This window comes from Streptomyces sp. KM273126 (assembly GCF_004337435.2).
Lineage (GTDB): Bacteria > Actinomycetota > Actinomycetes > Streptomycetales > Streptomycetaceae > Streptomyces > Streptomyces acidicola.
In genome coordinates, this window is sequence record NZ_SJXB02000001.1 from 2483647 (window position 1) to 2508687 (window position 25041).

General features: G+C 70.7%; 24 protein-coding genes and 1 pseudogene. 16 read left to right on the plus strand and 9 right to left on the minus strand.

The window, feature by feature from the left end; translation table 11 throughout:
• Positions 1-137: 137 nt before the first annotated feature.
• The 9 genes from E0500_RS10635 (at position 138) to E0500_RS10675 (ending at position 10143) form a co-directional block, all read left to right on the plus strand.
• On the plus strand, positions 138-1091 hold the full coding sequence (locus E0500_RS10635; protein WP_131572334.1) for an alpha/beta hydrolase: 954 nt from the start codon (positions 138-140) through the stop codon (positions 1089-1091).
• A 384-nt stretch (positions 1092-1475) separates the two neighbouring features.
• The gene (locus E0500_RS10640) at positions 1476-2585 is read left to right on the plus strand and encodes an alpha/beta hydrolase (RefSeq protein ID WP_181586947.1); all 1110 of its coding nucleotides are present in this window, start codon (positions 1476-1478) and stop codon (positions 2583-2585) included.
• Between the two features lie 109 nt (positions 2586-2694).
• Positions 2695-3864 (plus strand): acyltransferase, encoded by a 1170-nt coding sequence (locus E0500_RS10645; RefSeq protein WP_131567792.1) that lies wholly within the window; start codon positions 2695-2697, stop codon positions 3862-3864.
• Positions 3857-5284, plus strand: a complete 1428-nt coding sequence (locus E0500_RS10650) for a sensor histidine kinase (protein WP_131567765.1) — start codon at positions 3857-3859, stop codon at positions 5282-5284. The genes E0500_RS10645 and E0500_RS10650 overlap by 8 nt, the downstream gene beginning before the upstream one ends.
• Complete coding sequence (locus tag E0500_RS10655; protein WP_131567767.1) at positions 5281-5958, plus strand: response regulator transcription factor; 678 nt, start codon at positions 5281-5283, stop codon at positions 5956-5958. The genes E0500_RS10650 and E0500_RS10655 overlap by 4 nt, the downstream gene beginning before the upstream one ends.
• A gap of 145 nt (positions 5959-6103) precedes the next feature.
• On the plus strand, positions 6104-7444 hold the full coding sequence (locus E0500_RS10660; protein ID WP_181586948.1) for a histidine kinase: 1341 nt from the start codon (positions 6104-6106) through the stop codon (positions 7442-7444).
• 80 nt (positions 7445-7524) lie between these two features.
• Entirely contained in the window at positions 7525-8178 is a 654-nt protein-coding gene (locus tag E0500_RS10665; RefSeq protein ID WP_131567796.1) for a response regulator transcription factor, read from the plus strand.
• A gap of 82 nt (positions 8179-8260) precedes the next feature.
• A complete protein-coding gene (locus E0500_RS10670) occupies positions 8261-8809 on the plus strand; it encodes an MOSC domain-containing protein (RefSeq protein WP_131567769.1) in 549 nt (182 codons plus the stop codon).
• Positions 8810-8919: 110 nt separating this feature from the next.
• Positions 8920-10143 (plus strand): cytochrome P450, encoded by a 1224-nt coding sequence (locus E0500_RS10675; RefSeq protein WP_131567771.1) that lies wholly within the window; start codon positions 8920-8922, stop codon positions 10141-10143.
• On the opposite strand, the gene E0500_RS10680 is transcribed toward E0500_RS10675, so the two are convergent.
• The 3 genes from E0500_RS10680 to E0500_RS10690 form a co-directional block, all read right to left on the minus strand.
• Positions 10127-10366, minus strand: a complete 240-nt coding sequence (locus E0500_RS10680) for a hypothetical protein (protein WP_131567774.1) — start codon at positions 10364-10366, stop codon at positions 10127-10129. The two genes, E0500_RS10675 and E0500_RS10680, sit on opposite strands and share 17 nt — an antisense overlap.
• A gap of 202 nt (positions 10367-10568) precedes the next feature.
• The gene (locus E0500_RS10685) at positions 10569-12185 is read right to left on the minus strand and encodes an ABC transporter permease (protein WP_131567776.1); all 1617 of its coding nucleotides are present in this window, start codon (positions 12183-12185) and stop codon (positions 10569-10571) included.
• Positions 12182-13132, minus strand: a complete 951-nt coding sequence (locus tag E0500_RS10690; protein WP_131567778.1) for an ABC transporter ATP-binding protein — start codon at positions 13130-13132, stop codon at positions 12182-12184. Before E0500_RS10690 ends, E0500_RS10685 begins: the two co-directional genes overlap by 4 nt.
• A 285-nt stretch (positions 13133-13417) precedes the next feature.
• Here E0500_RS10690 and E0500_RS10695 point away from each other — a divergent pair, with 285 nt between their 5' ends.
• Positions 13418-13927 carry a GbsR/MarR family transcriptional regulator gene (locus tag E0500_RS10695; RefSeq protein ID WP_258573250.1) on the plus strand — a complete coding sequence of 170 codons (510 nt, stop codon included), beginning with the start codon at positions 13418-13420 and terminating at the stop codon, positions 13925-13927.
• Positions 13928-13952: 25 nt separating this feature from the next.
• Here E0500_RS10695 and E0500_RS10700 read toward each other — a convergent pair whose 3' ends face one another.
• From E0500_RS10700 to E0500_RS10710, 3 genes are all read right to left on the minus strand, one after another.
• Entirely contained in the window at positions 13953-16223 is a 2271-nt protein-coding gene (locus E0500_RS10700) for an NACHT domain-containing protein (RefSeq protein WP_165935115.1), read from the minus strand.
• Positions 16216-17007 carry a DUF6801 domain-containing protein gene (locus tag E0500_RS10705; RefSeq protein WP_165935116.1) on the minus strand — a complete coding sequence of 264 codons (792 nt, stop codon included), beginning with the start codon at positions 17005-17007 and terminating at the stop codon, positions 16216-16218. The genes E0500_RS10700 and E0500_RS10705 overlap by 8 nt, the downstream gene beginning before the upstream one ends.
• A 200-nt stretch (positions 17008-17207) precedes the next feature.
• Positions 17208-18116: a diacylglycerol kinase gene (locus tag E0500_RS10710; protein ID WP_181586949.1), complete on the minus strand. Its 909-nt coding sequence runs from the start codon at positions 18114-18116 to the stop codon at positions 17208-17210.
• A gap of 188 nt (positions 18117-18304) precedes the next feature.
• Between E0500_RS10710 and E0500_RS10715 the strand changes: the two genes are divergently transcribed.
• The 4 genes from E0500_RS10715 to E0500_RS10730 all read left to right on the plus strand — a co-directional run bounded on the left by E0500_RS10715 (position 18305) and on the right by E0500_RS10730 (position 21987).
• The gene (locus tag E0500_RS10715) at positions 18305-19588 is read left to right on the plus strand and encodes an adenylosuccinate synthase (protein WP_131567783.1); all 1284 of its coding nucleotides are present in this window, start codon (positions 18305-18307) and stop codon (positions 19586-19588) included.
• An 85-nt stretch (positions 19589-19673) separates the two neighbouring features.
• A complete protein-coding gene (locus tag E0500_RS10720; RefSeq protein WP_165935117.1) occupies positions 19674-20756 on the plus strand; it encodes a helix-turn-helix domain-containing protein in 1083 nt (360 codons plus the stop codon).
• A gap of 60 nt (positions 20757-20816) precedes the next feature.
• Complete coding sequence (locus tag E0500_RS10725; protein WP_165935118.1) at positions 20817-20987, plus strand: hypothetical protein; 171 nt, start codon at positions 20817-20819, stop codon at positions 20985-20987.
• Position 20988: 1 nt separating this feature from the next.
• Positions 20989-21987: a peptidoglycan-binding protein gene (locus E0500_RS10730; RefSeq protein WP_131567787.1), complete on the plus strand. Its 999-nt coding sequence runs from the start codon at positions 20989-20991 to the stop codon at positions 21985-21987.
• Positions 21988-22115: 128 nt separating this feature from the next.
• Here the strand turns inward: E0500_RS10730 and E0500_RS10735 are convergent, their stop codons facing one another.
• From E0500_RS10735 to E0500_RS10745, 3 genes and pseudogenes are all read right to left on the minus strand, one after another.
• Positions 22116-22409, minus strand: coding sequence for a TetR family transcriptional regulator (locus E0500_RS10735; RefSeq protein ID WP_131567789.1), 294 nt, complete (start codon positions 22407-22409; stop codon positions 22116-22118).
• 95 nt (positions 22410-22504) lie between these two features.
• Positions 22505-22768, minus strand: a pseudogene (locus E0500_RS10740) (DUF397 domain-containing protein); the annotation flags it as partial.
• Positions 22765-23601, minus strand: a complete 837-nt coding sequence (locus E0500_RS10745) for a helix-turn-helix transcriptional regulator (protein ID WP_131572130.1) — start codon at positions 23599-23601, stop codon at positions 22765-22767. The gene E0500_RS10745 and the pseudogene E0500_RS10740, both read right to left, overlap by 4 nt.
• Before the next feature lie 134 nt (positions 23602-23735).
• Between E0500_RS10745 and E0500_RS10750 the strand changes: the two genes are divergently transcribed.
• Positions 23736-24131, plus strand: coding sequence for a hypothetical protein (locus tag E0500_RS10750; RefSeq protein WP_131572131.1), 396 nt, complete (start codon positions 23736-23738; stop codon positions 24129-24131).
• Positions 24132-24360: 229 nt separating this feature from the next.
• Complete coding sequence (locus E0500_RS10755; protein WP_131572132.1) at positions 24361-24954, plus strand: hypothetical protein; 594 nt, start codon at positions 24361-24363, stop codon at positions 24952-24954.
• Positions 24955-25041 lie beyond the last annotated feature (87 nt).

Genomic DNA, 25041 nt, shown 5'->3' on the forward strand with positions numbered 1-25041 from the left:
AACCTCACCGAGAGTGACATCCCTGTGAGGGCCCGGGTCACGGGGCCTGGTACCGTCCCCGCCAACGGCGGTTGCCCCATCCGGTCCGTCCGTAACCCCGAGAAGCCAATTCCGTTTCGCCGCTGAGAGGTTGGAGCATGCCGGACAACGTCGCAGCACCGGATGAGGCCATAGCACCGGATGGGGCCGCAGTAGCGGATGAGGCGCGGGCCCGGGCCGCCGCCGAGGAGGCGTCCGCCTTCTCGCACCCTCCGGTCGACCCCGACGCAGGCGCCGCGTACGGCGACCACCCCGACCAGGTGATCGACTTCTACGCGCCGCGCGGGCCCGGTGCCGGACACGACCGCGTACCGCTCGTGGTCGTGCTGCACGGCGGCGCCTGGCGCGCCCCGTACGACCGCCGCCACATCACCCCGTTCGCCGCCTTCCTGGCCGGCCGGGGTTTCGCCGTGGCGAACGTGGAGTACCGGCGCGGTACGGAGAGTGGCACGGGGAGTGGTGCGGGCAGCGGTGCGGAGGGCGCGCCGGTGGCGGGGCGCTGGCCGGAGACGTTCGACGATGTGGCGGCGGCGTTCGACGCGCTGCCCGCCCTCGTACGGGACGCCCTGCCGCAGGCGGATGCGCGCCGCATGGTGATCACCGGCCACTCGGCGGGCGGCCACCTCGCGCTGTGGGCCGCCGCCCGCCACGTCCTCCCGGCCGACGCACCATGGCGTACGGACCGTCCGTCGCCGTTGCGCGGTGTCGTCGCCCTCGCCCCCATCGCCGACTTCGAGGTCGCCGAGAAGCTGGAGGTCTGCGGCGGAGCGGCCACGGAACTCCTGGGCGGGGCCGACGCGTTCGCCGAGCGCCGCCCGTACGCCGACCCCGCCCTCCTGCTGCCGACCGGCATTGCCACCACGGTGGTGCAGGGCCGTACCGACATCGTCGTCCCCCAGGCGGTCGCCGAGTCGTACGCCGACGCGGCGGCCAAGGCGGGCGAGATGGTCGGCCTCACGCTGCTGGAGGACGTCGGTCACTTCCCTCTGATCGACCCGGCGGCGGACGCGTGCGCGGTGGTGGCGGAGGAGATCGCGCAGCTGGCTTGGTGAGAGGCCCTGCGGGGCTGTGGCGTGGCCCCAGCACGGCCCCGGCACGGCCCCAGCACGGCCCCGGCACGGCCGCGGTGTGGCCCCAGCACGGCCGCGGTGTGGCCCCCGGCATGGCTCCCTGGTGATACCCGTAGTACCTGAGAGCTACGTCCCAGATGAGTTCCCTGGAGTGACGCGGACGACGAGTCCGCGTTCGTAACTTCCCTTCCATGAAAGCCCGATGAGCGGGCTGATCGGGAGGGAAGGCGCGATGGGGGTCGGGGAGAGTGGGGGCGGGGAGAGTGGGGGCGGCGGGGCGGGCACCGTCGGCACTGCCGGCACATTGGGCGGGCCTGACGCGACCGGTGAGGTCGGCGGGTCGAGGTCGAGGCCGAGGCCGAGGACGTGGGGGCCGGGAGGGTCCGGCGCGTACTGCTCGCCCTGGTTGTCGCCGTCGCGGTCGTCGCGCCCCTCTCCGCCTTCGCGCGTCCCCGGATACCCGCCCCGGCACCCGCGGTGCTCGCACCGATAACGGCGGGGACGCTGGACGAGGCGTACGAGGCGAACCGTGCGAACGCCGCGGAGGCGGCGCGCATGGCCGCGGCCAACGGCGACCGGAAGCGGGCCGAGGCGGACCGGTCCATGGCCGTGAGCACACGGCAGTTCCTCTCCTTCGACGGGCGCGGCACCGGACAGGCCGTCGAGGTCTTCGGCGACCTGGCGCACGCCGACCGCGTGGCCGTCCTGGTCCCGGGTTCCGACACGACGCTGGACACGTACGACCGCTTCCGCGCGGGTGCGACGGCCCTGATGGACGAGGTCGCGACCCGGTCCTCGGGGGGCGGGCACGGTACGCGCTCCGCACGCGCCATACGTACCGCACGCGCCACGCATACCGCAGGCACCGCACGAGCCACGCGTACCGCACGTACCGCTGTCGTCTCCTGGCTCGGCTACGAAACCCCGCGCACCATCAGCACGACCGTGCTCACCACCGGCCGGGCCGAGTCCGCGGCGCCCCGCCTGGAGGCGTTGGTACGGGAGCTGCGCGGGCTGGTCGGCCAGGACGCCCGTATCTCCCTGCTCTGCCACTCGTACGGCTCGGTCGTGTGCGCCCGCGCGGCGGAGCGCGCGGACAGCGCGGATAGCACGGACAGAACGGACAGCGCAGACCGCCAAGGCACCGGACTCCAGGGGGAGGCCCGCGTGGACGACATCGTTTTCGTCGGCAGCCCGGGCACCGGAGCGGACAACGCCGCCGCGCTGCACACGTCGGCGCGCGTGTGGGCGGCGCGGGGCGCCGGCGACTGGATCGCGGACGTCCCACACGCCGACGCCGACCTCTTCGGCACCACCGTCGGTTTCGGTACCGACCCCGTCTCCCCGGCCTTCGGCGCCCGCGTCTTCGCGGCGGGCGACGGCGGCCACAGCGACTACTTCCGTCCGGGCTCAGTCGCCCTCGACAACCTCGCCCGGATCGTCCTCGGCGACACCTCGGAGGTGACCCGTGCGTGACTCAGCCACGCCGCTTCGGTCGGTGATCCACCAGAGCCGGTACACGACAGCGACAGTGAGCCGGGGAACCCGACCCCGGGACACCTCGGTGCTCCGCCGCATCCGCACCATGGCCGGTCGCCTCGACGCGGCCACCCCCTCGGACAGGGACCGGGCGGTCGACGTGCTGCGGACCTTGGCGATCCTCGGCGTCGTCCTCGGGCACTGGTTGGTGACCGCACTGGTCGCGGACGGAGGCGCACTGCGCACCGTGAGCCCTCTGCGGGACATGCCCTGGCTCGCGCCGATCTCGTGGGTCTTCCAGACGCTGGCCGTCTTCTTCCTGGTGGGCGGCCATGTGGCGACGAAGGGCTACGCGTCGGCACGCACGCGCGGGACCACATACGGGGAGTGGCTGCGCACCCGGCTGAGCCGCCTGTTCAAACCGGTCGCGGCCCTCCTCGTCCTGTGGGCGGTGACCACGGCAGGACTCCTCGCGACGGGCGTGGGCATGGACACTGTGCACACGCTGCTGAAGCTGGCGTTGTCCCCGCTGTGGTTCCTGCTGGTCTTCGCCGCGCTGACGGCGGCGACCCCGCTGCTGATGCGGCTCAACCCGCTGTGGCCGCTGGCCGTCGTCCTCCACGTGGACCTCATACGCTTCGGACTCGGCGGCCCGTCCTGGCTCGGCTGGGTGAACCTGGCGGCGGGCTGGCTGGTCCCGTACACGCTGGGCGCGGCCTGGACGCGCGGCGAGCTGGACCGCCGCCGCGCGGGCTGGCTGCTGCTCGCCGGCGGCGGGGTGGCGACGGTGGTCCTGGTCACCTGGGCCGGTTACCCGGCGTCGATGGTCGGCGTCCCCGGCGCCGCGGTGTCGAACCTCAACCCGCCCACCCTGGCCGCCGCCACCTTCGGCCTGGCCCAGTGCGGCCTCGCGCTGCTGCTGCGCACACCCCTGCGCCGGGCGATGCGGCGCCCCATGGCCTGGGCGGCGGTGGCCCTCGTCAATCTGTCCGCGATGACCGTGTTCCTCTGGCACCAGACGGCCCTGATGGCGACCACCGCCACCGGTCTGGCTGTGGGCCGCCTCCCGGGCCTGCACACCGCTCCGGAGAGCCTGGCGTGGATGGTTGTCCGCGTGGCCTGGCTGCCGGTGTTCGCCCTCGTGCTCATGGTTTGCTGGGCGGCGTTCCACGGCTACGAGAAGGGCGGCCGCCCGCGCGCCGCCCGGGGCTCACGGGTGGTGCGGGTCCAGCGGCCGTCGGAAACGGCGCGGGACGGTGCGGCACGCCATGCCTAGGGTGGTGCGGGCGAGGGGGGCGGACGAGGTGGAGAAGCGGCTGACCCGTTGGCTGCGGGGGTTGCGCGAGGACCTGTGGACCGCCGACGCGAACCCGCTGCCGCCCTCGGTGTGGCTGCGCTGGCTGCCGCACGGCCTGGTGATCCTGGCCGCGGTCGTCACCGCCGTCGCCGACATGGAGCAACTGGACAACGGCTACAACCTGGGCACGGAGACCGGACTGCTCATCGGCGTGGCCCAGGGCACGGCGATGGCGCTGGCCCCGTGGCGGCCCGTTCCGGCGTGGTGGCTGTCGACGGTGGCCGTGGTCGTCTCGGCCATGGCCGCCCGGACCCAACTGATCGCCGGTCACGCCGCGTTCAACACCCCCTGGCCGTGGAGCCCGTCCGCGATGGTCGCGCAGTGCCTGGTGCTGTACCTGCTGGCGCTGCGGGTGCCCACGCGCGTGGCGGTCGAGGCCCTCGCCCTGACCACGCTGGCCACGTATGTGATGCAGGGGCTCATCGGGGCTGCGAACTACTCATCGACGGGCATGCTGGCCGTGGCCCTGTTCGGCGGCGTCGTCCTCCTCGGCAGCACCCAGCGCGGCCGCCGCGAGGCCCGCACCCAGCTCGTCGAGCAGGCCGGCATCACCGCCGAGGAGCGCGCCCGGCGCACCCTCCTGGAGGAGCGCAGCCGTATCGCGCGCGAACTGCACGACGTGGTCGCCCACCACATGTCGGTGATCTCCATCCAGGCACAGGTCGCGCCGCACCTGACCGAGAACCCGTCGGAGGAGCTGAAGGAGAACCTCGCGGGCATCCGCCAGAACGCCGTGGAGGCACTCACGGAACTGCGCCGCGTCCTCGGCGTCCTGCGCTCCGAGCACCCCGAGGACCAGTACGGCATAGCGGGGGCCGCCGACGGTACGGCCCCGCACGCCCCACAGCCCACCCTCGACCGTCTCGGTGCCCTCGTGGAGAACACCCGTGCCGCGGGCCTGGCGGTGACCGTCGAGATCAGCGGCGAGGTGCACCCGTTCCCGCCCGGAGTGGAGCTGTCGGCGTACCGGATCATCCAGGAGGCGCTCAGCAACGCCCTGCGCCACGCGCCCGGTTCGAGCGTTCGGGTGGAGCTGGACCACTACCCGCGGGGCCTGCAGGTACGGGTCATCAACTCGCGCCCGGCGGGACCCGCCCCGCCGTCGCCCGGCGCGGGGCACGGCCTGCTCGGCATGCGGGAGCGCGCCGCGATGCTCGGCGGCACCCTGATGGCCACCGAGACGTCGCACGGCGGCTTCGTGGTGGCGGCGTTCCTGCCGCGTGCCGGCGGCACGGGGGACACCATTGAAGCGCGCACCGACCCCGCCCCCTCCCACAACTCCACGGATACGACGGGTGCGACAGGTACGACTGGTTCGACAGGAGAAAAGACCCCATGACGAGCAACACCATCCGCGTACTGATCGCCGACGACCAGCAAATGGTCCGGCAGGGCTTCTCGGTGCTGCTCAACACCCAGCCCGACATTGACGTGGTGGGCCAGGCGGTGCACGGCCTGGACGCGGTGGCCAAGGTGGCCGAACTCGGCCCGGACATCGTCCTGATGGACATCCGCATGCCCGAACTCGGGGGCATCGAGGCCACCCGCCGCATCATCACCGAGCACCCGCACATCAAGGTCCTGGTGCTCACCACCTTCGACCTTGACGAGTACGTGTACGAGGCCCTGCACGCCGGCGCGTCCGGCTTCCTGCTCAAGGACGCCTCCGCGGACCAACTCGCCGAAGCGGTACGGGTGGTGGCGGCGGGTGACGCGCTGCTCGCGCCGGGTGTCATGCGCCGCCTCATCACCGAGTTCTCCCGCCTTCGCGGATCGGCGCCCCGCTCCCCCCTGAAGGAACGCGTGGCCGACCTCACCGAGCGGGAGACCGAGGTCCTTGCGCTCATCGCCCAGGGCCTGTCCAACGCGGAGATCGCCGAGCACCTCGTCGTCGCCGAACAGACCGTGAAGACCCACGTGGGCCGCATCCTGGTGAAGCTGGGCCTGCGCGACCGCACCCAGGCGGCGGTGTTCGCGTTCGAGTCGGGACTGGTGCGGCCGTCGGGGTACTGACGGGCGGCAGCCGGGACCTGGGGACGCCCGTAGACCTGGGTGGACTGGTTGGACCTTGGGATACCCGTAGTACCTGAGAGGGACCCCGAAGGACCCATCTCACTGGTGACGACCGCGCCTCGGTCCGGCGCCTACCGTTTGGAACGTGACCGAGACGACTCATACGCAGCCGATGCCCCCGAAGGGCACAGCCAAGTCGCGCAGCCCGGAGTTCCGGCTGGCGGAGGACGCCCTGCGCGGGCTGCGGCAGGACCTGTTCCACGACGCGTTCGCGTACCGCCCGCTGCCGCGCATGAGCATGGATGGCCGGTTCACCCGGCGTCTGAGTCCCCGCTTGCGGGAGTACGCGGTCTGGGTCCCGCATGCCGCTGTGCTCATGGGTGCCCTGTGGGCGACGCTCATCTCCGCGTCCGTCAACGACAGCGGCGGCGGGTTCGGCTCGCTGCTGATGGTCCTGCTCGTCGTGGGCCCGATCCTGCTGACGCTGTTCCGGCCCGTGGGTGCCTTCTGGTGCTCCATGGTGGCGACTCCGGTCACCGCCACGTTCGGCGACAGCTGGAGCGACTGGCCGTGGCAGACGGGCAGTTTCGCCTGCCACCTGGTGGTGCTGACGGTCGTGGCGCTGCGCACACGACCGCGCACGGCGGCGTGGATGTGGGCGTTGACGGGGACGTACGGATTCGTGGTCGGATCGCTCTTCGGCGCGGGCCGCTACTCGTCGAACACGGGACCGCTGCTGACCATCTCCGCGTTCGTCCTGCTCGGCGTCACCCTCTTCCACATACGCCGTGCCGCCCAGCGGGAGGTGACCGCCCAGCAGACGGTGACCGCGCACGAGCGCTCCAAGCGCACCCTGCTGGAGGAGCGCACGACGATCGCCCGGGAGCTGCACGACGTGGTGGCGCACCACATGTCGGTGGTCGCGATCCAGGCGGAGGCGGCACCGTACCGCGTGGAGAACCCGCCGCCGGAGCTGGAGCAGGCCTTCGCCACGATCAGGGAGAACGCGGTCGCGGCGCTCACCGAGCTCCGCCGCGTCCTCGGCGTCGTCCGCGCGGAGGACTACGAGGCACCGGACGCCCCGCAGCCCACCCTCGCCGACATCGACGCCCTGCTCGCCAACGTGCGGGACACCGGCCTGACCGTCGAGAAGGTGGTCACGGGAGCCGTCCGTGAACTCCCGCAGGGCATAGAGCTGTCCGCGTACCGAATAGCCCAGGAGGCGCTCAGCAACACCCTGCGGCACGCACCGGGCGCCACCGCCCGCGTCGAGATCGGCTACGTGCTGGGCGGCCTCGGACTGCGTATCGTCAACGGCCCGCCGACTGGCCTCGTGAAGCCGTCCCCGGGCGCGGGACACGGGATCACAGGTATGCGCGAGCGCGTCACGATGCTGAACGGCGAGATGACGACGGGCGAGATGGACGACGGAGGCTACGAGGTGACGGTGTTCCTGCCGGTCCCGCTGACGGACGGCCCCGAATGACGGCCGGCACGAGCGATACCGGGGGCGTGAGCGGTACTGGTAACGGCTCCGGCTCCGATTCCGGTGACGGTCCCATCCGTGTGCTGATCGCCGACGACCAGATGATGGTCCGCGAGGGCTTCTCGGTGCTACTGGGCGCGATGCCGGACATCGAGGTGGTCGGCGAGGCGGTCAACGGCCGGGAGGCGATCGACCGGGTCCGCGAACTCTCCCCGGACGTCGTCCTGATGGACATACGCATGCCCGAGCTGAACGGCATCGAGGCGACCCGGGAGATCGTGGCGGCGAACAGCACGGCGAAGGTGCTGGTGCTGACGACGTTCGATCTCGACGAGTACGTGTACCAGGCGCTGCGGGCGGGAGCCTCGGGCTTCCTCCTCAAGGACGCCTCGGCACGCCAACTCGCCGAGGGCGTACGGGTGGTGGCGTCCGGTGAGGCCCTGCTGGCGCCGTCGGTGACGAAGCGGCTGATCACGGAGTTCTCCCGGCTCGTCCAGGCGCCTCGCCTCCCGCCCTCCGCCCAGGCGGCCTACGGGGACCTGACGGAGCGCGAGACGGAGGTTCTGGTCCTCATCGCCCAGGGCCTGTCCAACGCCGAGATCGCCGAGCGCCTGTTCGTCGCCGAGTCCACCATCAAGACCCACGTCAGCCGCATCCTCGTGAAGCTGGGCCTCCGGGACCGCACGCAGGCGGCGGTGTTCGCGTACGAGGCGAAGCTGGTGACGCCGGGCTGACGCACTGACGGACTGGCAGGTAGGAGAACAGGACGGGATTAGGCTCGCAGGCAGGACATGTCAACGACAACGGGGGTCGCGCATGAGCGGTACGGGTACGGTCACGGCGGTCAGCAGCAACGGCGAGTACTCGTTCACGAAGATCAACCGGGCAGGCATACGGCTGCTCGCCGGGCTCGGCGTGGAGGGGGACGTGCACGCCGGCGTCACGGTGAAGCACCGCTCGCGGGTCGCGCAGGACCCCACCCAGCCGAACCTGCGGCAGGTCCATCTCATACACGAGGAGCTCTTCGCCGAGGTCGGCGGCGCGGGGTTCGCGGTGAAGCCCGGTGACCTGGGCGAGAACATCACGACCAGCGGCATCGACCTGCTCGGCCTGCCGACCGGGGCGCTGCTGCTCATCGGGGACGAGGCGGTCGTGGAGGTCACCGGCCTGCGCAACCCGTGTGTGCAGATCGACGGCTTCCAGGACGGGCTGCTGAAGCAGGTCGTCTTCCGCGACGAGGCCGGGAGCCTCATACGCAAGGCGGGCATCATGAGCGTCCTCCGTGTGGGCGGTGTGGTGCGCCCCGGGGACACGATCACGGTGGAGCTCCCGGACGGCCCGCACCGTCCCCTGGACCGGGTGTGATCCGTCAGCCCGTCCGGCAGCGGTGAGGGGAGACGGCCATCGACGGGGACACCCCTGTTCAGGCGAGACCCCCCTGTTCAGGCGAGGGCGCCGCAGGTTAGCGTCCCTGCATGACAGCCCGTTCCGACAGCGTTCTCGCCTTTGACCCGTGGGACCCCGGGTTCGTCGCCGACCCGTATCCCGTGTACGCGGAGCTGCGAGCGCGGGGCCGGGTCCACTACTACGAGCCGACCAACCAGTGGCTGGTGCCGCACCACGCGGACGTGTCGGCGCTGCTCAGGGACCGGCGGCTGGGGCGGACGTACCAGCACCGGTTCACGCACGAGGACTTCGGGCAGACGGCGCCGCCGGCGGAGCACGAGCCGTTCCACACGCTGAACGACCACGGGATGCTCGACCTGGAGCCGCCGGACCACACGCGGATCAGGCGGCTGGTGTCGAAGGCGTTCACGCCGCGGACCGTGGAGCAGCTGGGGCCCTATGTGCGGAGGCTGGCGGAGGAGCTCGTGGACGGGCTGGTCGCGTCCGGCGGCGGGGACCTGCTGACCGATGTGGCAGAGCCGCTCCCGGTCGCCGTGATCGCCGAGATGCTGGGCATCCCGGAGTCGGACCGGGCGCAGCTGCGGCCCTGGTCGGCGGACATCTGTGGGATGTACGAGCTGAATCCGTCGCAGGAGACGGCGCGGAAGGCGGTGCGGGCGTCGGTCGAGTTCTCGGAGTATCTGCGGCAGCTGATCAGGGCGCGGCGCGAGGAGCCGGGGGAGGACCTGATCTCCGGGCTGATCGCCGCGTACGACGAGGGCGACCGGCTGACCGAGCAGGAGATGATCTCCACCTGTGTGCTGCTGCTGAACGCGGGGCACGAGGCGACGGTCAACGCGACGGTGAACGGCTGGTGGGCGCTGTTCCAGCACCCGGAGCAGCTCGCGGCTCTGCGCGCGGACCGTTCGCTGGTGCCCACGGCGGTGGAGGAGCTGATGCGGTACGACACTCCGCTGCAGCTGTTCGAGCGGTGGGTGCTGGACGAGATCGAGATCGACGGGACGACCGTGCCGCGCGGTGCGGAGATCGCCATGCTCTTCGGTTCCGCCAACCACGACCCGGCCGTCTTCGCCGACCCCGGCAAGCTGGACCTGGGCCGCAAGGACAACCCGCACATCTCCTTCAGCGCGGGCATCCACTACTGCATCGGCGCGCCCCTGGCCCGGATCGAACTGGCCGCGTCCCTGACCGCGTTGCTCGACCGCGCCCCGGGCCTCCGCCTCGCGGAGGAACCGAAGCGGAAGCCGAACTTCGTGATCCGGGGTCTCGAAGGGCTCAGGGTCGAGATCTGACGCGGCGTATGAGGACGCGGTGGATGAGGGCCCAGAGACCCAGGGCCGCGGCTGTCCCACCGAGGACCATCAGCGGCAGCTCGGCGTAGAGGACGCTCCAGTCGGGGCTCTGTTCGAAGCGCCGGAGCCGCCCGTCGACGCCGACGGACCACACCGCGAGTCCCACGCCCGCACCGACGGCCGCGGTCACGCATCCGCCGGCGGCCTGCATGCGTTCTCCCATACGATCATGGACGCATACAGGCAGCCGGAGGTTCCGGACGAGCCGCGCGGCATCGACCTGCGCGGCGCTGACCCGCGCGGCGCCGACCCGTGGTCGAGGCTCCCGTTCGCCTCGCGATCAGGTCAGGTCAGGTCAGGCCAGGTTAGGCCAGGTCACGTCGAGCCAGGCCAGTTCAGGCCAGGCCAGGCCAGGCCAGGCCAGTTCAGGTCGTGAGGTCCCGGCGCCTCAGTGCCCCCAGGCCCCCCGCAACCAGAGCGGCAGCGATGGCCGTGAGGAGCAGTACCGGGCCCCACTCCATCTCCCCGCCCGGCAGCTTCGGCAGGTGTCCGAAGGGCGACACGTCCAGCACTGTCTGCGGAACGTCCAGCGCGGGCCCGATCCAGCCGATCAGCAGCACTGCCCCGGCCACGGCCCATGCGGCCACGGCCGCCCGCGGCAGCAGCCCGTGCAGCAGTACCGCCACTCCGCCGATGACCCACACCGCGGGCAGCTGCACCAGACAGGCACCCAGGATCGGCCCGAACTCCTTGCCGTAGCCGATCGCGAAGCCCAGCCCGGCCAGCAGCATGATCAGCGCGGTTCCCCCGAAGGCGACGACCAGGTGACCTGCGGCCCAGCGCAGTCGTCCCACGGCGTTCGCCAGGACCGGTTCCGCCCGCCCCGACGTCTCCTCGCCGTTCAGGCGCAGCACGGAGGCGACGATGTACAGCGCGGCGATCAGCCCCAGCATGCCGATCATCGCGGCCAGGAACGCGTTCGTCAGCCCGGACTGGCCGCCCATCCGCTCGAAGATCTCGCGGGCATTGGCGTTGTCGCCGACCAGGTCGGCCGCGCCCTCGGTCAGTCCGCCGTAGACGACACCGGCGAGGAAGAAGCCGATGCTCCAGCCCAGCACGCTGCCGCGCTGCAGCCGCCAGGCCAGGGCGCCCGCCGTGCTCAGGCGGCCGTTCGCCGGTCCCGGCCGTGTGGGCAGGAAACTCATGCCCACGTCCCGGCGACCGGCCAGCTCGTACGCCACCGCGCCCTGGAGCAGGATCGCCGCGGCGAACAGCAGCAGTACCCACCAGCGTTCGTCCGCGAAGGCGCGGAGGTTCTCCAGCCAGCCGAGCGGGGACAGCCAGGTGAGGACCGAGGAGCCGTCGTCCTTCGCCGAGTCGCCGGCCGCCCGCAGCACGAACGCCGCGCCCAGCACGGCCGACGTCAGTCCGCGAGCCAGCCGCGCGCTCTCCGTCAGCTGGGCGATGATCGCCGCCATCGTGGCGAAGACCATGCCGACGCCCGCGATACCGAGTCCGAGGGCGAGGGCACCGGTCCCGCCCTGGCCCGCGAGACCCCCGACGAGCAGCAGGGCGAGGACGCCGTTCGCCACGGCCGCCGCCAGCAGCGCCGCCGTCAGCGGGGCGCGTCGGCCCACCGCACCCGACGAGACCATCTCCTGGCGGCCGCTCTCCTCCTCGTCCCGGGTGTGCCGGACCACGACGATCAGGCTCATGACGGCCGCGAGCGCTCCGGCGTAGATGCCGGCGCGCCAGGCGGTGAGGGCGCCGAGGGAGTCGCCGAACACCGGGCCGATCAGCGCGCGCAGCGAGGCGTTGGTCTCCATCTGCCGGATCAGGTCGGCGCGTTCGGCAGCGGTGCCGTACAGGCCCTTGAGCGTGTTCGGCATGGACAGCACCATCAGTGCGTTCACGGCGATCCACACCGGGAGCATCACGCGGTCGCGGCGCAGCGCGAACCGCAGCAGGGTGCCCGAACTCGCGAGCTGGCGCGACCCGCCGGTCCGGGGCGCGTACGCCGACGCGGCTGACGCGGCGCTCATCGGACCATCGCCCCTTCAGCCCCCTCGGCCCCCGGAGCACCCTTGGCACCCTCGGACGCCGACTCCTCGTCCTGGTAGTGCCGCAGGAACAGTTCCTCCAGCGTCGGCGGGGTCGAGGTCAGCGACCGCACGCCGGACTCGCTGAGCGAGCGCAGCACGGCGTCCAACTTGTCCGTGTCGACCTGGAGGCGGACGCGCAGTCCCTGTACGTCGAGGCCGTGCACGCCCGGCAGATGGGACAACCCGTTGGGCGGGCCCGCGAGTTCGGCCGTGACGCTCGTCCGGGTCAGATGGCGCAGGTCGGCCAGCGAACCGCTCTCCACCGTCCGGCCCTTGCGGATGATGCTGACACGGTCGCACAGCTCCTCGACCTCGCTGAGGATGTGCGAGGAGAGCAGGATGGTCCGCCCCCGGTCGCGTTCCTCCTCGACGCAAGTCTGGAAGACCTCCTCCATCAGCGGGTCCAGGCCCGATGTCGGCTCGTCCAGGATCAGCAGGTCGACGTCCGAGGCGAAGGCGGCGACGAGGGCGACCTTCTGGCGGTTGCCCTTCGAGTAGGTCCGCCCCTTCTTCGTCGGGTCCAGCTCGAACCGCTCGATCAGCTCCGCGCGCCGTTCCCGGTCGAGGCCACCGCGCAGCCGTCCGTAGAGGTCGATGACCTCGCCGCCGGAGAGGTTGCGCCACAGGGTCACGTCCCCGGGGACGTATGCGACCCGGCGGTGCAGGTCCACCGCGTCGGCCCAGGGGTCGCGGCCCAGTACCTGTGCGGCGCCCGAGTCGGCGCGGAGCAGGCCCAGCAGGACGCGGATGGTGGTGGACTTCCCGGCGCCGTTGGGGCCGAGGAAGCCGTGGACCTCACCGGTCTCGACGTCCAGGTCGAGGCCGTCCAGCGCGTGCGTCCGCCCGAACGACTTGTGTAGTCCGGAGACGGTGATTGCCTTCGTCATGATTCTGAACGTACGGTACTTTCACAAACTTGTGAAGTTAAGGAAGCGTATAAATCGCGGATAGACTCGATGGTGGTAACAGAGGCCAACAGAGGCCAGAGGCCCACAGCGGCCAGGGGAGACGATCGGGCGATGACGGACGGGATGGATGTGACGGGGGCGCAGGCAGGGCGAGCCGAGAGCGCGAGCGCGGACGTGCGGGCCGAGGCGGGTGCGTCACCGAACGCGTCAGCGAACGCGTCGCCGAACGTGGGCCCCGGTCCGGCCCGGAACACGACCGTCACCCTGGGGCAAGGCCCCGACGGCGTCCCGCAGCCCAGCCGGGACCCAGAGGCGGTCTCCCGGTTCGTCGAGCGGTTCGCCGCGCAGCTCACCGAGGCGGGGATGCCGCGGATGCCCTCGCGGGTGTTCGCGGCGCTGCTCGCCTCGGACAGCGGAGGGCTGTCCTCCGCCGAGCTCGGCGAGCAGCTCCAGATCAGCCCGGCCGCCGTCTCCGGCGCGGTCCGCTACCTCGCGCAGCAGCACATGGTCTCGCGCGAGCGTGAGCCCGGCTCGCGCCGCGACCTCTACCGCATGCACGGCAACCAGTGGTACGAGGTCCTGTCCGGCCGTGACGGGGTCATCAAACGATGGGAGGACGCCCTGCGCGAGGGCGTCGACAACCTCGGCCCCACCACCCCGGCCGGCCGGCGCATCGCGGAGACGCTCGCCTTCTTCGAGTTCGTCGAAACGGAGTACGCCGGGATGATGGAGCGCTGGCGTGTCCGCCGCGAAGAACTCTTCGGCGAAGGCTGAGGCGAAGGCTGAGCCCCGGAACGGCTCACCGACGAGGAGCGGCACGAGGAGCGGCACGAGAAGCAGCACCCGTCCGGCCCGCCCTGTACACCCCGGCGAGATGCTTCTGGAGACGGGCGTGCCGGAACTGGTACACGGCGCCCGCCTGACGCAGTACGTCCCGCTTGCAGGCGTCGTCCAGGAAGGCGACCAGCCGCCACGGCAGCCGTCCCGTCAAGGGGAGCCAGATCCGGGCCAGAGCCACCCACTGGCCCCACGCGGTCAGACAGAACCCATAGCCGAACCCGGCACCGAACGCGGCCTCGATGCCGAACGCGAGCCCGAGTTGGAGGCTGCGAAGGGGAGTCTCGGTGAAGGTGGCACCCAGCCCCGCGACGAGTCCGAACACGAGGGCCCAGATGAGGATCTGGGAGACCACGTTCGCCCGGTTCTGTCTCAACAGGTCGGCGCAGCTGACGGACTCCTTCACATCGATCGAGGTTTCCGCCCAGGCCACGAGCGCCAGCGCGATCCCCGTCGAGAGCCCGACGGTGAGCGGGAACTGCGCCGCGGCCACGAGCCCGCCCCCGAGCCCGTCGTCGAGCCCCAGCGGTGGCAGGAGAAGCCTGTCGATGAGCAGGATGGCGAGCGCGATCCCCAACCCGAGCAGGGTTCCCAGCGCCGCCTTGTGGTAGACCCCCTCGCCCGGGTCCTTCTCACCGCCGAAGGGACGGACCTGTACAGGACGCGGCTTCAGTATCTCGGTGCCGTCGGCACGCCGGTAGATGTAGCCGAGCGCCAGCCCGAACACGAGTCCGTGCAGCAGCCCCACGACCACGCCGCGCCGGATCGCGAATCCGAGTCCGTGTGAGGTGGCGATCAGGTTCACGGGAATGTTCCCGATCGCCGTGGTGAGCCCGAAGGACAGCCCCGCCAGGAACGAGACCACCGCGGTACGCGCCCGAAGACTCATCGACATGCCGAGCTTCCACCACTCCAGGTCGGGTCCGCCGCTGCGGTCCAGATGGTCGGCGAGGTACCCGAGCCAGCGCTGGGCCCGCTGCGGGGTCCAGTTCCGGGGAGGCGCGGTGTCCGCGGCGCGGGGGTCTCGCCGGTAGGCCGACGGGACGAAGCTGCTCAGCAGGTGCTCCTCGATGTCCGTCCGGGTGCCGAACCGGTCGGTGTCCAGCAGATCCAGGGGCCGCCTCGGCCCTCCGCTCCCGCTCCCGTCCGCCGTGCTCGCCCGCTCGCCGTAGACGTCCCGGACAAGGGAGACCATGAGGGGCGTGCCCAGCACCTCGCGGAGGTTCTCGTTGGCCGGGACGTGGGGCTGGTCGTACAACTCGGCCATCACGTGCTCCCATTCGGGCCGAGCGGCCGTGGCACTGCCGAGGACCAGATACTCCTTCGACTCGTCCGGGTCGAGAGCGGTCAGTACGATCGCGGCGGCGCGCTTCAGGGCTCTGGTCCCCCGTGCCACGGAGGCGTACGTGGCGGTACGGCTCGTCAGGACCAACGGCATGGTCGTTTCGGAGAGCTGTTCCAGCGCCTTGGCCTGCAGACCTTCGGCGATCTCGTCGAATCCGTCCAGGACGGGCAGGATCAGCTTTCTGTCGACCAGCGCGGCGGCGATCGTCCTCCCGTCGGCGGTGACCGCGTCCATGCCGGATGTGTCACGGCTCAGCCGGTTGCCCATCCAGGCCTCCAGCGTGTCGGCCTCGGGGTCCCACGAGCCCAGGCTGAAGATCTCCGGGACGGGCTCGCCGGGTGTGCGGGTGTCCAGCAGATCCAGTACGAGCCGCAGGCCCAGACTGGTCTTCCCCGAGCCGGCTTCGCCCGCCACCACGAGGCGGCGGGTGGGGATCGCCCGGTACACCCTGGCGATTTGTGCCAGCTCACCGTCCAGATCCAGGGGAGCGGTCCGTTCGAGCGGTCGGCCGTGGATGAGCTCCCAGTGGTCCATCGGAATCTTGTCGCGGTGGTCCTCCGGGATCCTGTCCGCCGTCGTCCAGCGCACGGGCAGCAGTTTCGGGTCCTTGAGTCTTCGCCGTGTCTCCTCACGCTCCCAGCGCTTGTGGACCTCGTCGGCGAGCTTCTCGGCGGCCTCGGCGATGTCGTCCTGGTCGCCGGGCGGTGCCTGTTCATCCTGCGGCGCAGCCGCCGGGTTGTTGATGATCAGTCTGTCGATCCGGTCAACCTGGAGCATCGCCCCGTGAACAGTGCCGCCGCTCATCTCGTTGTGCACCTGGGGCTCGGACGACTCGTCGTCCTCGCCGTCGGGCTCGGAAGCTTCGCCGTCACGGGACACGTCATCCATCCCGGTCCTCCGCGCGCCGGCGCCTGACCCACCAGACGCACCCCAGTACGGCGGCGCCCGCACCCACGACGGCGGCGACCGCCGCGACCGCACGCGGCGGGGCCGCGAAGCCCGTACCACCGGTCTCGGAGGCGGCGGGGGAGGTGACGGGGGAGCCGGTGCCGGGGGCGCCGGAGTAGGCCGGCGGCGTGCCGCTCGGTGTGCCCGCGGCGGTCGGGCTCGCCCCGTCATGCACGATCGTGACGGACGCCAGAAATCCGTCCTGCCCGGAGTTCAGGTCGCACGGCGCATCGATCTTGCCCGCCTGCGACTCGTCGCCGTCCGAGCCCCGTAGGACGAGATGCAGCTCGATCTTACCGACGAGGACCTTCGCAGGTCCCGGCCTGCTGGGGACGAGCGACGGCAGGGTCCCGTTCGCCGGAACGGTCAGCGGGCCGGACTCCGGGAGATCGGTCCTGGGCACCTTGAGCGGCATGTCGACGGGGATGTCGCCCTGCGGCGCGGCGACAACGGCGCTCACGTCCGCTGTGCCCTCGACGGTGTCCGCCCCGGCGAACCGTAGGGCTCTGGTGACGTTGGGGCCCACCGTCGCCGAGGTGCTGATGGGCGACCGGGACGTGGCCTGGCCGACCACGTACGTGTCGGGGGCGGTCCACGCGACCGATCCCGTCATCGGCTCGTTGCCGATCAGCGGGAACGAGCACGTGTACTTCAGCGTGCGCGGAGCCGGGTCCGCCACCGCGGAGCCGGCTCCGAAGAGACCGCCGCTCCCTGTGAGTGTCACTGCCGTGACCACGCGGAGCACAGGGATCGCCGTGCGCCTGCGTAAGCCAGAGGTTGGAGATCCCATGACCATGCTTCACACCTTACGGAGATATGTCGCAGATCACAGTCAAAACGTTCGGACCCTTACGGCTCCTACGTATCCTCTACCGCTCCTTCATCTCCTCAAGGTCTGTGCGCTCCTCAGGTACGGTCCCCCTCTCACCCCGGCAACGTGAGCCCCCAGGCCCCCTCCCGCACGGTCCACGTCCGCGTCCGCACCGGCCCGGTCACCACCGAGTCCGCCCGGTAGCGGAAGGTCGGCCCGGACACGGTCACCCGGTGGCCGACAGCCCGCAGCGGCTCGGCCTCCGCGCCCGCCGGGACCGGCCGTACCTCCACCGTCGCTCCACCACCGTTCGGCGCCACCGACACCGCCTCCACCGGCTGGTCGAGGTCGACGAGCGTCACCCCGTCGACCTCCACCCGCAGCCGGGACGGTTCGGGTGCCGCCGGGGAAGCGAGCCGTGGCGGGCGCGTCGCCAGCGTCCGTACGAAGGACTGGCAGGTCCGCAGCCACGAGGAGTGGACCCCGGAACCCGCGGAGTCACCGGATGCCGCTGATGCCGCCGAGTCGCCCGGACTCGCGGAATCCTCGCCCTCGGTCACCGTGGGAGCGAACGGTATCGGCGGTGTCGACGGTATGCCCACCGCCCCCAGCACCACCCCGTCGCTGTCGTCCACCAGCAGGTCGAGCCACCGCTCGGCCCCGTCCAGTGCGGCCCGGGCCGCGGCGACGGTACCCGTGGGCACCCCGAGCGACCGCGCCAGCATCCCGGCGCCCCCCACCGGCACCAGCGACAGCGCGCACGCGGCCAGCTCCCGCTGCCGGTGCAGCAAGAACACGGCCCGCAGCAGGGCGCGGTCGTCGCCGACCACCACCGGCCGCCGCGATCCGCGCCGCTCCAGCGCCCGCGCGAACTCCTCCGGCCCCTGAGGGAGGCAGACCTTCGTACTCGCCGCACCCGCGCTGAGCACGTCTTTCGCGATCCGTACCGACTCACTGTCCGTGTGACGGGCCAGGGGGTCGATGACCACCAGGAGCTGGTCGGAAGTCGCCACCTCGGTCATGCCTCGCTTCCTCGGGTAGCATCTTTGTGCAAGAGCCCCTTGCGCCATATCGCCAGGGGCTTCGTCTATTCCGGGGCATCCGGGTCCGACAGGGAGCGGCCAGGGACGGCCGCGGGCGTACATGGCACACACGGTGTCCCGTACGCCCCTGACCTTGGGCATGCCCCGCCCGGAAGGGGTGTACGCGCGTGCCCGCACTTGTGCTGCTCGGTGCTCAGTGGGGTGACGAGGGCAAGGGAAAGGCCACCGACCTGCTCGGCGGCTCGGTGGACTACGTAGTGCGCTACCAGGGCGGCAACAACGCCGGCCACACGGTGGTCGTCGGTGACCAGAAGTATGCACTCCACCTCCTCCCTTCCGGAATCCTGTCGCCCGGCTGCACGCCGGTCATCGGCAATGGCGTCGTCGTCGACCCGTCGGTCCTGCTCTCCGAGCTGAGCGGTCTGAACGAGCGCGGCGTCGATACGTCCAAGCTCCTGATCAGTGGCAACGCCCACATCATCACGCCCTACAACGTCACCGTCGACAAGGTGACGGAACGCTTCCTCGGCAAGCGCAAGATCGGTACGACCGGCCGCGGCATCGGCCCGACCTACGCCGACAAGATCAACCGCGTGGGCATCCGCGTCCAGGACCTGTACGACGAGTCGATCCTGACGCAGAAGGTCGAGGCGGCCCTCGACGTCAAGAACCAGGTCCTCACCAAGCTCTACAACCGCCGCGCCATCGCCGTCGGCCAGGTCGTCGAGGAGCTGCTGGGCTACGCGGCGCAGATCGAGCCGTACGTGGCCGACACGGTCCTGGTCCTCAACCAGGCGCTCGACGACGACAAGGTGGTGCTCTTCGAAGGCGGCCAGGGCACCCTCCTGGACATCGACCACGGCACGTACCCCTTCGTCACCTCCTCGAACCCGACCGCCGGCGGCGCCTGCACGGGCTCGGGCGTCGGCCCGACCAAGATCAGCCGCGTCATCGGCATCCTCAAGGCGTACACGACCCGCGTCGGCGCCGGCCCGTTCCCCACCGAACTCTTCGACGAGGACGGCGAGGCGCTGCGCCGCATCGGCGGCGAGCGGGGTGTGACGACCGGCCGGGACCGCCGCTGCGGCTGGTTCGACGCGGTGATCGCGCGCTACGCGACCCGGGTCAACGGCCTGACGGACTTCTTCCTCACCAAGCTCGACGTCCTCACCGGCTGGGAGCAGATCCCGGTCTGCGTCGCGTACGAGATCGACGGCAAGCGCGTCGAGGAACTCCCGTACTCCCAGACGGACTTCCACCACGCCAAGCCCGTCTACGAGACCCTGCCGGGCTGGTCCGAGGACATCACGAAGGCGAAGTCCTTCTCCGACCTCCCGAAGAACGCCCAGAACTACGTCAAGGCCCTGGAGGAGATGTCCGGCGCCCCGATCTCCGCGATCGGCGTGGGCCCCGGGCGGGACGAGACGATCGAGATCAACTCGTTCCTGTAGGTTCGGCCGTTCCGCGTCAATCGGGCGTTTATGCCTCTTTGGTATCCCTGGTCTCATGGGCACTCAACCATCCAGGGGGAGACTGGTGGATGCCGCCGGAGCGACGGACATCGCGAATGAGACCACGCACGAGAACGATGTGCACGGGACCACGCACGAGAACGATGTGGTCCTGGGCACGGAGGCATGGGCTGAGGCGCTGACCAAGCTGTACGGGCCGGTCAGCGCCTCAGCCGTACAGAGACAGCGGTTCCGCGCGATGCTGCGGGCGAGGGAGCTGGGGCCGGTTCGGGTCTCCGCGGTGCACTGCCCCGCCGCGGAGCTGCGGGACGCCGGTCCGTGCGACGGACGCGCTGCCCGGTATCACCTCGCGCTGGTGCTGGTCGGCGAGCTGGCCCTCGAACAGGCCGGTCGGACCGCGTGGGCCAGATCCGGCGGGCTCGTCCTGCTCGACACGGGCCGTCAGTTCCGGATGCGGCTGGTCGCGCCGTGGAACACGGTGGTCACCGCCCATCTCTCCCGCAGCTTGCCGGACTTGGCGCCGGACGTTCTCGGCCGGCTCACGGCCCGGGAGTTACCGGGCAGAGAGCAACTCGCCGCGATGGCCGCCGGGTTCCTCGCGCGCCTGGCGCGGGACACGACCCCTTACCGGCCCTGCGACGAGGTACGGCTGGGCGCCATGGTGACCGAGTTGGTGCGGATGCTGACCGACCACGGGCTCGGCGACGAGGCCCGGGCACCCGCAGGACACGCTCTGGTCATGCTGCGCCGCATCCAGGGGTATGTCCTGCACCATCTCGGAGACAGCCGGCTGACGCCGGACCGTGTCGCCGCGGCGCACCACATCTCCACCCGCTATCTGCACCGGCTCTTCCAGCGGCAGGGGCTCACCGTCGCCGCCTGGATCAAGGCCCAACGTCTGGAGCGGTGCCGACGTGACCTGACCGACCCGCGCCTGCGCCACCTGCCCGTGCACGTCATCGCGGCCCGCTGGGGCTTCGACCGGGCGGCCGACTTCAGCCGGGCGTTCCGCGTCGCGTACGGCGTCACGCCCACGGGCCTGCGCGCGGGCGACTGCGAACCAACGGCGGGAGTGCGCTCACTGACAAGGAACAGTGCGGTGAACGCTAACGACGAGCATTCGTCGCCTCAGCACACTCACCGGTAAGAGAAGGCGCGGCTCGTCGCGGGACGCGTCACGGAACTCGGGGGAAACCGGGGGAACAGCATGACCGAAAGCGAAGCGCAGTTGACTGCGGCGGCCGAACAGAAGCCGGTGGAGCCGCGCGGTGGTGCCGGGTTGTTCGACATCGACCCGGACCAGGGTGGGGTGAGCCAGGACCCGAACGCCGTCGTCAAGGGGGACCTCGACGTCTTCCCCGAGAACGGCGAGGTGTGACATGGGGTCCGTGGCAGGGATGCTGGCGCAGATGCGCAAGCTGCTGGGCACCGGTGAGAACCCGCCCGGCTCGAACCGCAACCACATCACCCGGTGGTACGGCATGACCGGCCCGTGGTGCGACATGACCGTCAGCTACGCCGCCGCCCACTCCGACAACCTGAGCGCGGTCTGCGGCAAGTTCGCGTACACGGTCGCGCACGCGCAGGCGTTCCAGAAGCGGGGGCGCTGGCACTACGGGCTCGGAGGCATCCGTCCGGGCGATGTCGTCTTCTTCGACTGGAGCGGAAGCCGGTCCATCGGGGCCATCGACCACGTCGGCGTGGTGGAGGCGGTGCACTCGGGCGGCACCATCACCACCATCGAGGGCAACACCAGCGACCAGTGCCTGCGACGACGCCGCAACTCCAGCACCATCGTGGGCTACGGCCGCCCCGGCTACGGGGATGCCAAGCCGCTGCCGCCGTCGGACGGCATCCTGCGCAAGGGCTCCAAGGGCCCCGCGGTGAAGACGCTCCAGCAGAACCTCAACAAGGTCATGGGGACGAAACTGGCGGTTGACGGGGACTTCGGTACCGCCACCGACAAGGCGGTGCGGGACTTCCAGAAGAAGTACGGGCTGACGGTCGACGGCCAGTACGGGCCGGCGTCGGCGGTGGTGATGAAGGCCGCGCTCAAGGGAGGCACCAAGCCGCAGCCGCCGGCACCGCGCCCGCCCGCGACCGGAAAGCTGGCCGTCGACGGCAGGTTCGGGCCCGCGACCTGTGCCGCGATGCAGCGCGCACTCAACAGGCACGGCGCGAAGCTGGCCGTGGACGGTTCCTTCGGGCCGCTGACGAAGAAGGCCCTGCAGAGCTATCTGAAGGTGACCGCGGACGGCGTCGTTGGCCCGAACACGGTCAAGGCCCTGCAGAAGAAGCTGGGCTCGGGCGTCGACGGCCAGTGGGGCCCCGACACCACCCGCCACCTCCAGCAGGCCCTCAACGCGGGCACGTTCTGAGGAATCGTGCGGGACAGCCCGTGCCCCTGGCCGTCGACATCGGCCAGGGGCACGGGCCGTTCGGAGGCGTTCATCGTCACCGGCACGGCGATGGAGCCGCGGCAGACCGCCGGAGACCGCCGGCGCTATTACCGGACGTCCTCCGACCGGCAGTCCGGGCAGGTGGCCGGGAGGCCGAGGCAGAGGTGGAGGGACAGGCGAGCGACGTCCAGCACGTGCTTCAGCTCTGCCAGGGTGGCGTCCCGGATCAGTGCCTGGGTGCTTCTCCAGTTGCGATACAGCTGCGAGCGGTTGCACCGGGCTTGCCGAGCAATGTGTGTCACTCCGACACGACGTGGGCCGCGCTCGGCCAGGGCGCCCAGGGCCGCGCGGTACACCGTGCCCGTTCCCGGCTGCCAGACAGAGGAGGTCGTTCCACTCATGCCGGTCAGCGTGGCAGGGGTGGGAGGGGTGTCTGTCGGAAAAGTGCAACAGATCGGGGGAAAGTGTTGCAGTTTTTCGAGCTATTGGGTGAGGGGGCGGTGGGGAGGAAGGCGGCCCAGGCCTCACGGGAGACGGTGAGGGTGGGGCCGGTGGGGTTCTTGGAGTCGCGTATGTGGATGGTGGTGGGGGTCGGGGTGGTGGCGGTGGTGTGGGGGCAGGGGGCGACTTCGACGCAGTTACCGCCGCCGCCGTCGCTGTACGTCGACTTGCGCCAGGCGTAGGCGACTTCCAGGCAGTTACCGCCGCTGCTGTCGCTGTAGCTGGACTTGAACCACCGAAGGGTTCTGGTGCCGGTCATCGTTTCTCTCCTGCCAGCCGCTCGATGAGGCTCAGCGAGTCGTCGGGACTCAGGGCCTGTGCGCGGATCTTCGCATAGCGGTGCGCCAGTTGGGACACCTCTGCGGGATCGCTGACCAGGATGCTTTGGTCCTCGACCTCCAGGTAGACGACGTGCTGGTGGTCCCTGGTCTCCACCAACTTCATGGGGCCGCAGGCACCAGCGTAGGTCCCGCGCAGTCCGCGCTCCAGTGGCAGCACCTGCACGCAGACGTTGTCCCGCTGAGCATCCTCGGCGAGCGAGCGCAACTGCCCGCGCAGGATCTCCCAGCTGCCGAACGGCCGCCGCAGCACGCCCTCTTCGAGGATCAGCTCGATCATCGGGGCGGGGTCCCGGTCGAAGAGCGCCTTGCGGGCCAGCCGTGCCTCGACCAGTTCCTCGCGCTTGCGCTCGGAGACCGGAGGATAGCCCCCGCCGATCAACGCCCGTGCGTACTCCTCGGTCTGGAACAGGCCGTCGACAACCAGCGTCTCGTACGAGCAGATCGTGACCGCCCCGGCCTCCAGCTCCGAGAAGCCACGGAAGCGTGCCGGGTACTTCTCCAGCAACATCCACCTGCGCGCCTTCTGGAAGACGCCCAGTCCACCCCCGATCACCTCCTCCAACTTCACCAGCATCTGATCACTCGCGGGCTGCGCGCACGTCTCCATCGCACTGATGGCGGACCCCGTGTAGCCGGTCTTCTCGCCCAACTCCTCCTGCGACATCTGCTGTTGCTCGCGCAACGCCTTCGCGAGGGCGGCGATCAGATACGCCGTTCCGCTCGCCTCCGTCTTGTTCCTCGCTCGCGCCATACGGTCACCCCCGAACTCAATGGAACTCAACCGAACTCAACCGGTCTCAACTGACCCGTGCCGATTTCCGACCGTAGTCGACGGTTGACACGGAGTTATGGACGACCGTAGCCCGACCTGCGGAGACTGGCTCCGTGAACACAGAAAGTGACCTGGATTGGATCCCTCGCACGGGCATCCAACTCCGAAAGGCGGGCGTCCAGTTCGACGCCGTGCGCGTGGACGGCGACCACGGTCGGGCGCTCGCTGACCGTCTCGCCCGCATGACCGGCGGCGCACCTGGGCCGATCGTCGAGGAGGCGAACGGCCGCCGGGCCGTCTACTTCCTCGTCCCCGTCGGCAGTACGTCCCACCGAGCATGGCCCGACGGTGTCACCCGCCTCACCGCCGCTCCGAACCGCATCTCGTACATCCCGGTCCCGGCCCTCGACGGCCTCACCTGGCCGCTGACTTGGCGTTATCGCCCGACGACCGGCGACCACCTCGTCCACGCGCGGCTCCTGCACGCCGCCCTTCACTCCCCGGAGTGAATTGCGTGAACATCCGCCCAGCAAAAGCCCGTTCCGAGTTGCGCCCGTCGCTCTGCGTGGCCATAGAGTCACGCCAGCAAACGAAATTGCCCCCGCGGTGCGCCAACACCCGGGGGCTCGACACCAGGAGCTAACCCTCCCGATGCGTTCTCATCGTACGGCGCCCGCGCGCGCCTTTTCAGGCTTCTCTGCCGCTCTTCTCCGCGACCGGAGCATCTCCTGGTGTGCGGTGAGCGTACTGACGTACCTATTGACCCTCCCGGACCAGGCCCGCGTCACCCTCCGGGCGCTTGCCGGGCACCGCCGGGAAGGGCGGTCGCGAATCGCCGCCGCCCTGCGTGAACTGGAGGAACGGCGGTATCTGCGGCGGGTGGTGTGCGAGGACGCGAGGACGGGTCAACTCGCCACTGTTTACGAGGTGTTCGAGACCCCGTTCGACGCCGAACCGCCCATGGGTGAAACCGAAAAAGTTCAGGACCCGCACACGTCGAGCAGGCGCACCAGGCTCGCCGTGCAACTGCTCCTCTCCCTCGCCCAGGTCGACTACCGGCTCGCCCTCGGCGCCGCCGAGGCGCGGCACCTCGCGCCGCTCGTCGTGGAGTGGTGGGACCTGGGCGCGACGAGTGCCCAGGTGCGGGCGGCGCTGACGGACGGCTGGCTGCGGCACGTGCCCTCGGCGCGGGCCGTCATCGAGGACCGCCTGCACCGCAGGCGCCCTACGGCGCCAACGTCCTTGCCGGTCACGACCGTTGAGGTCCAGGGCCGGAGGTCGCGCGCCTACACCTGGTGGGCGTTGCTGAAGGGGCGAGCGGCGCCCGCGTAAGCGCACACAGACTCCCGGCCCGCATGCGCGCGCCGGGCTCATCGAAAGAAACGGAGTGTCGATGACTCTCACACTCGAACGCCCAGA

Excerpts from the sequence above, each read along its gene's own strand:
- E0500_RS10635 (WP_131572334.1), top strand. The coding sequence starts at position 138 with ATGCCGGACAACGTCGCAGCACCGGATGAGGCCATAGCACCGGATGGG.
- E0500_RS10645 (WP_131567792.1), top strand. The coding sequence starts at position 2,695 with ATGGCCGGTCGCCTCGACGCGGCCACCCCCTCGGACAGGGACCGGGCG.
- E0500_RS10650 (WP_131567765.1), top strand. The coding sequence starts at position 3,857 with ATGCCTAGGGTGGTGCGGGCGAGGGGGGCGGACGAGGTGGAGAAGCGG.
- E0500_RS10655 (WP_131567767.1), top strand. The coding sequence starts at position 5,281 with ATGACGAGCAACACCATCCGCGTACTGATCGCCGACGACCAGCAAATG.
- E0500_RS10670 (WP_131567769.1), top strand. The coding sequence starts at position 8,261 with ATGAGCGGTACGGGTACGGTCACGGCGGTCAGCAGCAACGGCGAGTAC.
- E0500_RS10675 (WP_131567771.1), top strand. The coding sequence starts at position 8,920 with ATGACAGCCCGTTCCGACAGCGTTCTCGCCTTTGACCCGTGGGACCCC.
- E0500_RS10680 (WP_131567774.1), bottom strand. The coding sequence starts at position 10,366 with ATGGGAGAACGCATGCAGGCCGCCGGCGGATGCGTGACCGCGGCCGTC.
- E0500_RS10685 (WP_131567776.1), bottom strand. The coding sequence starts at position 12,185 with ATGAGCGCCGCGTCAGCCGCGTCGGCGTACGCGCCCCGGACCGGCGGG.
- E0500_RS10690 (WP_131567778.1), bottom strand. The coding sequence starts at position 13,132 with ATGACGAAGGCAATCACCGTCTCCGGACTACACAAGTCGTTCGGGCGG.
- E0500_RS10700 (WP_165935115.1), bottom strand. The coding sequence starts at position 16,223 with ATGGATGACGTGTCCCGTGACGGCGAAGCTTCCGAGCCCGACGGCGAG.
- E0500_RS10710 (WP_181586949.1), bottom strand. The coding sequence starts at position 18,116 with ATGACCGAGGTGGCGACTTCCGACCAGCTCCTGGTGGTCATCGACCCC.
- E0500_RS10725 (WP_165935118.1), top strand. The coding sequence starts at position 20,817 with ATGACCGAAAGCGAAGCGCAGTTGACTGCGGCGGCCGAACAGAAGCCG.
- E0500_RS10730 (WP_131567787.1), top strand. The coding sequence starts at position 20,989 with ATGGGGTCCGTGGCAGGGATGCTGGCGCAGATGCGCAAGCTGCTGGGC.
- E0500_RS10735 (WP_131567789.1), bottom strand. The coding sequence starts at position 22,409 with ATGAGTGGAACGACCTCCTCTGTCTGGCAGCCGGGAACGGGCACGGTG.
- E0500_RS10745 (WP_131572130.1), bottom strand. The coding sequence starts at position 23,601 with ATGGCGCGAGCGAGGAACAAGACGGAGGCGAGCGGAACGGCGTATCTG.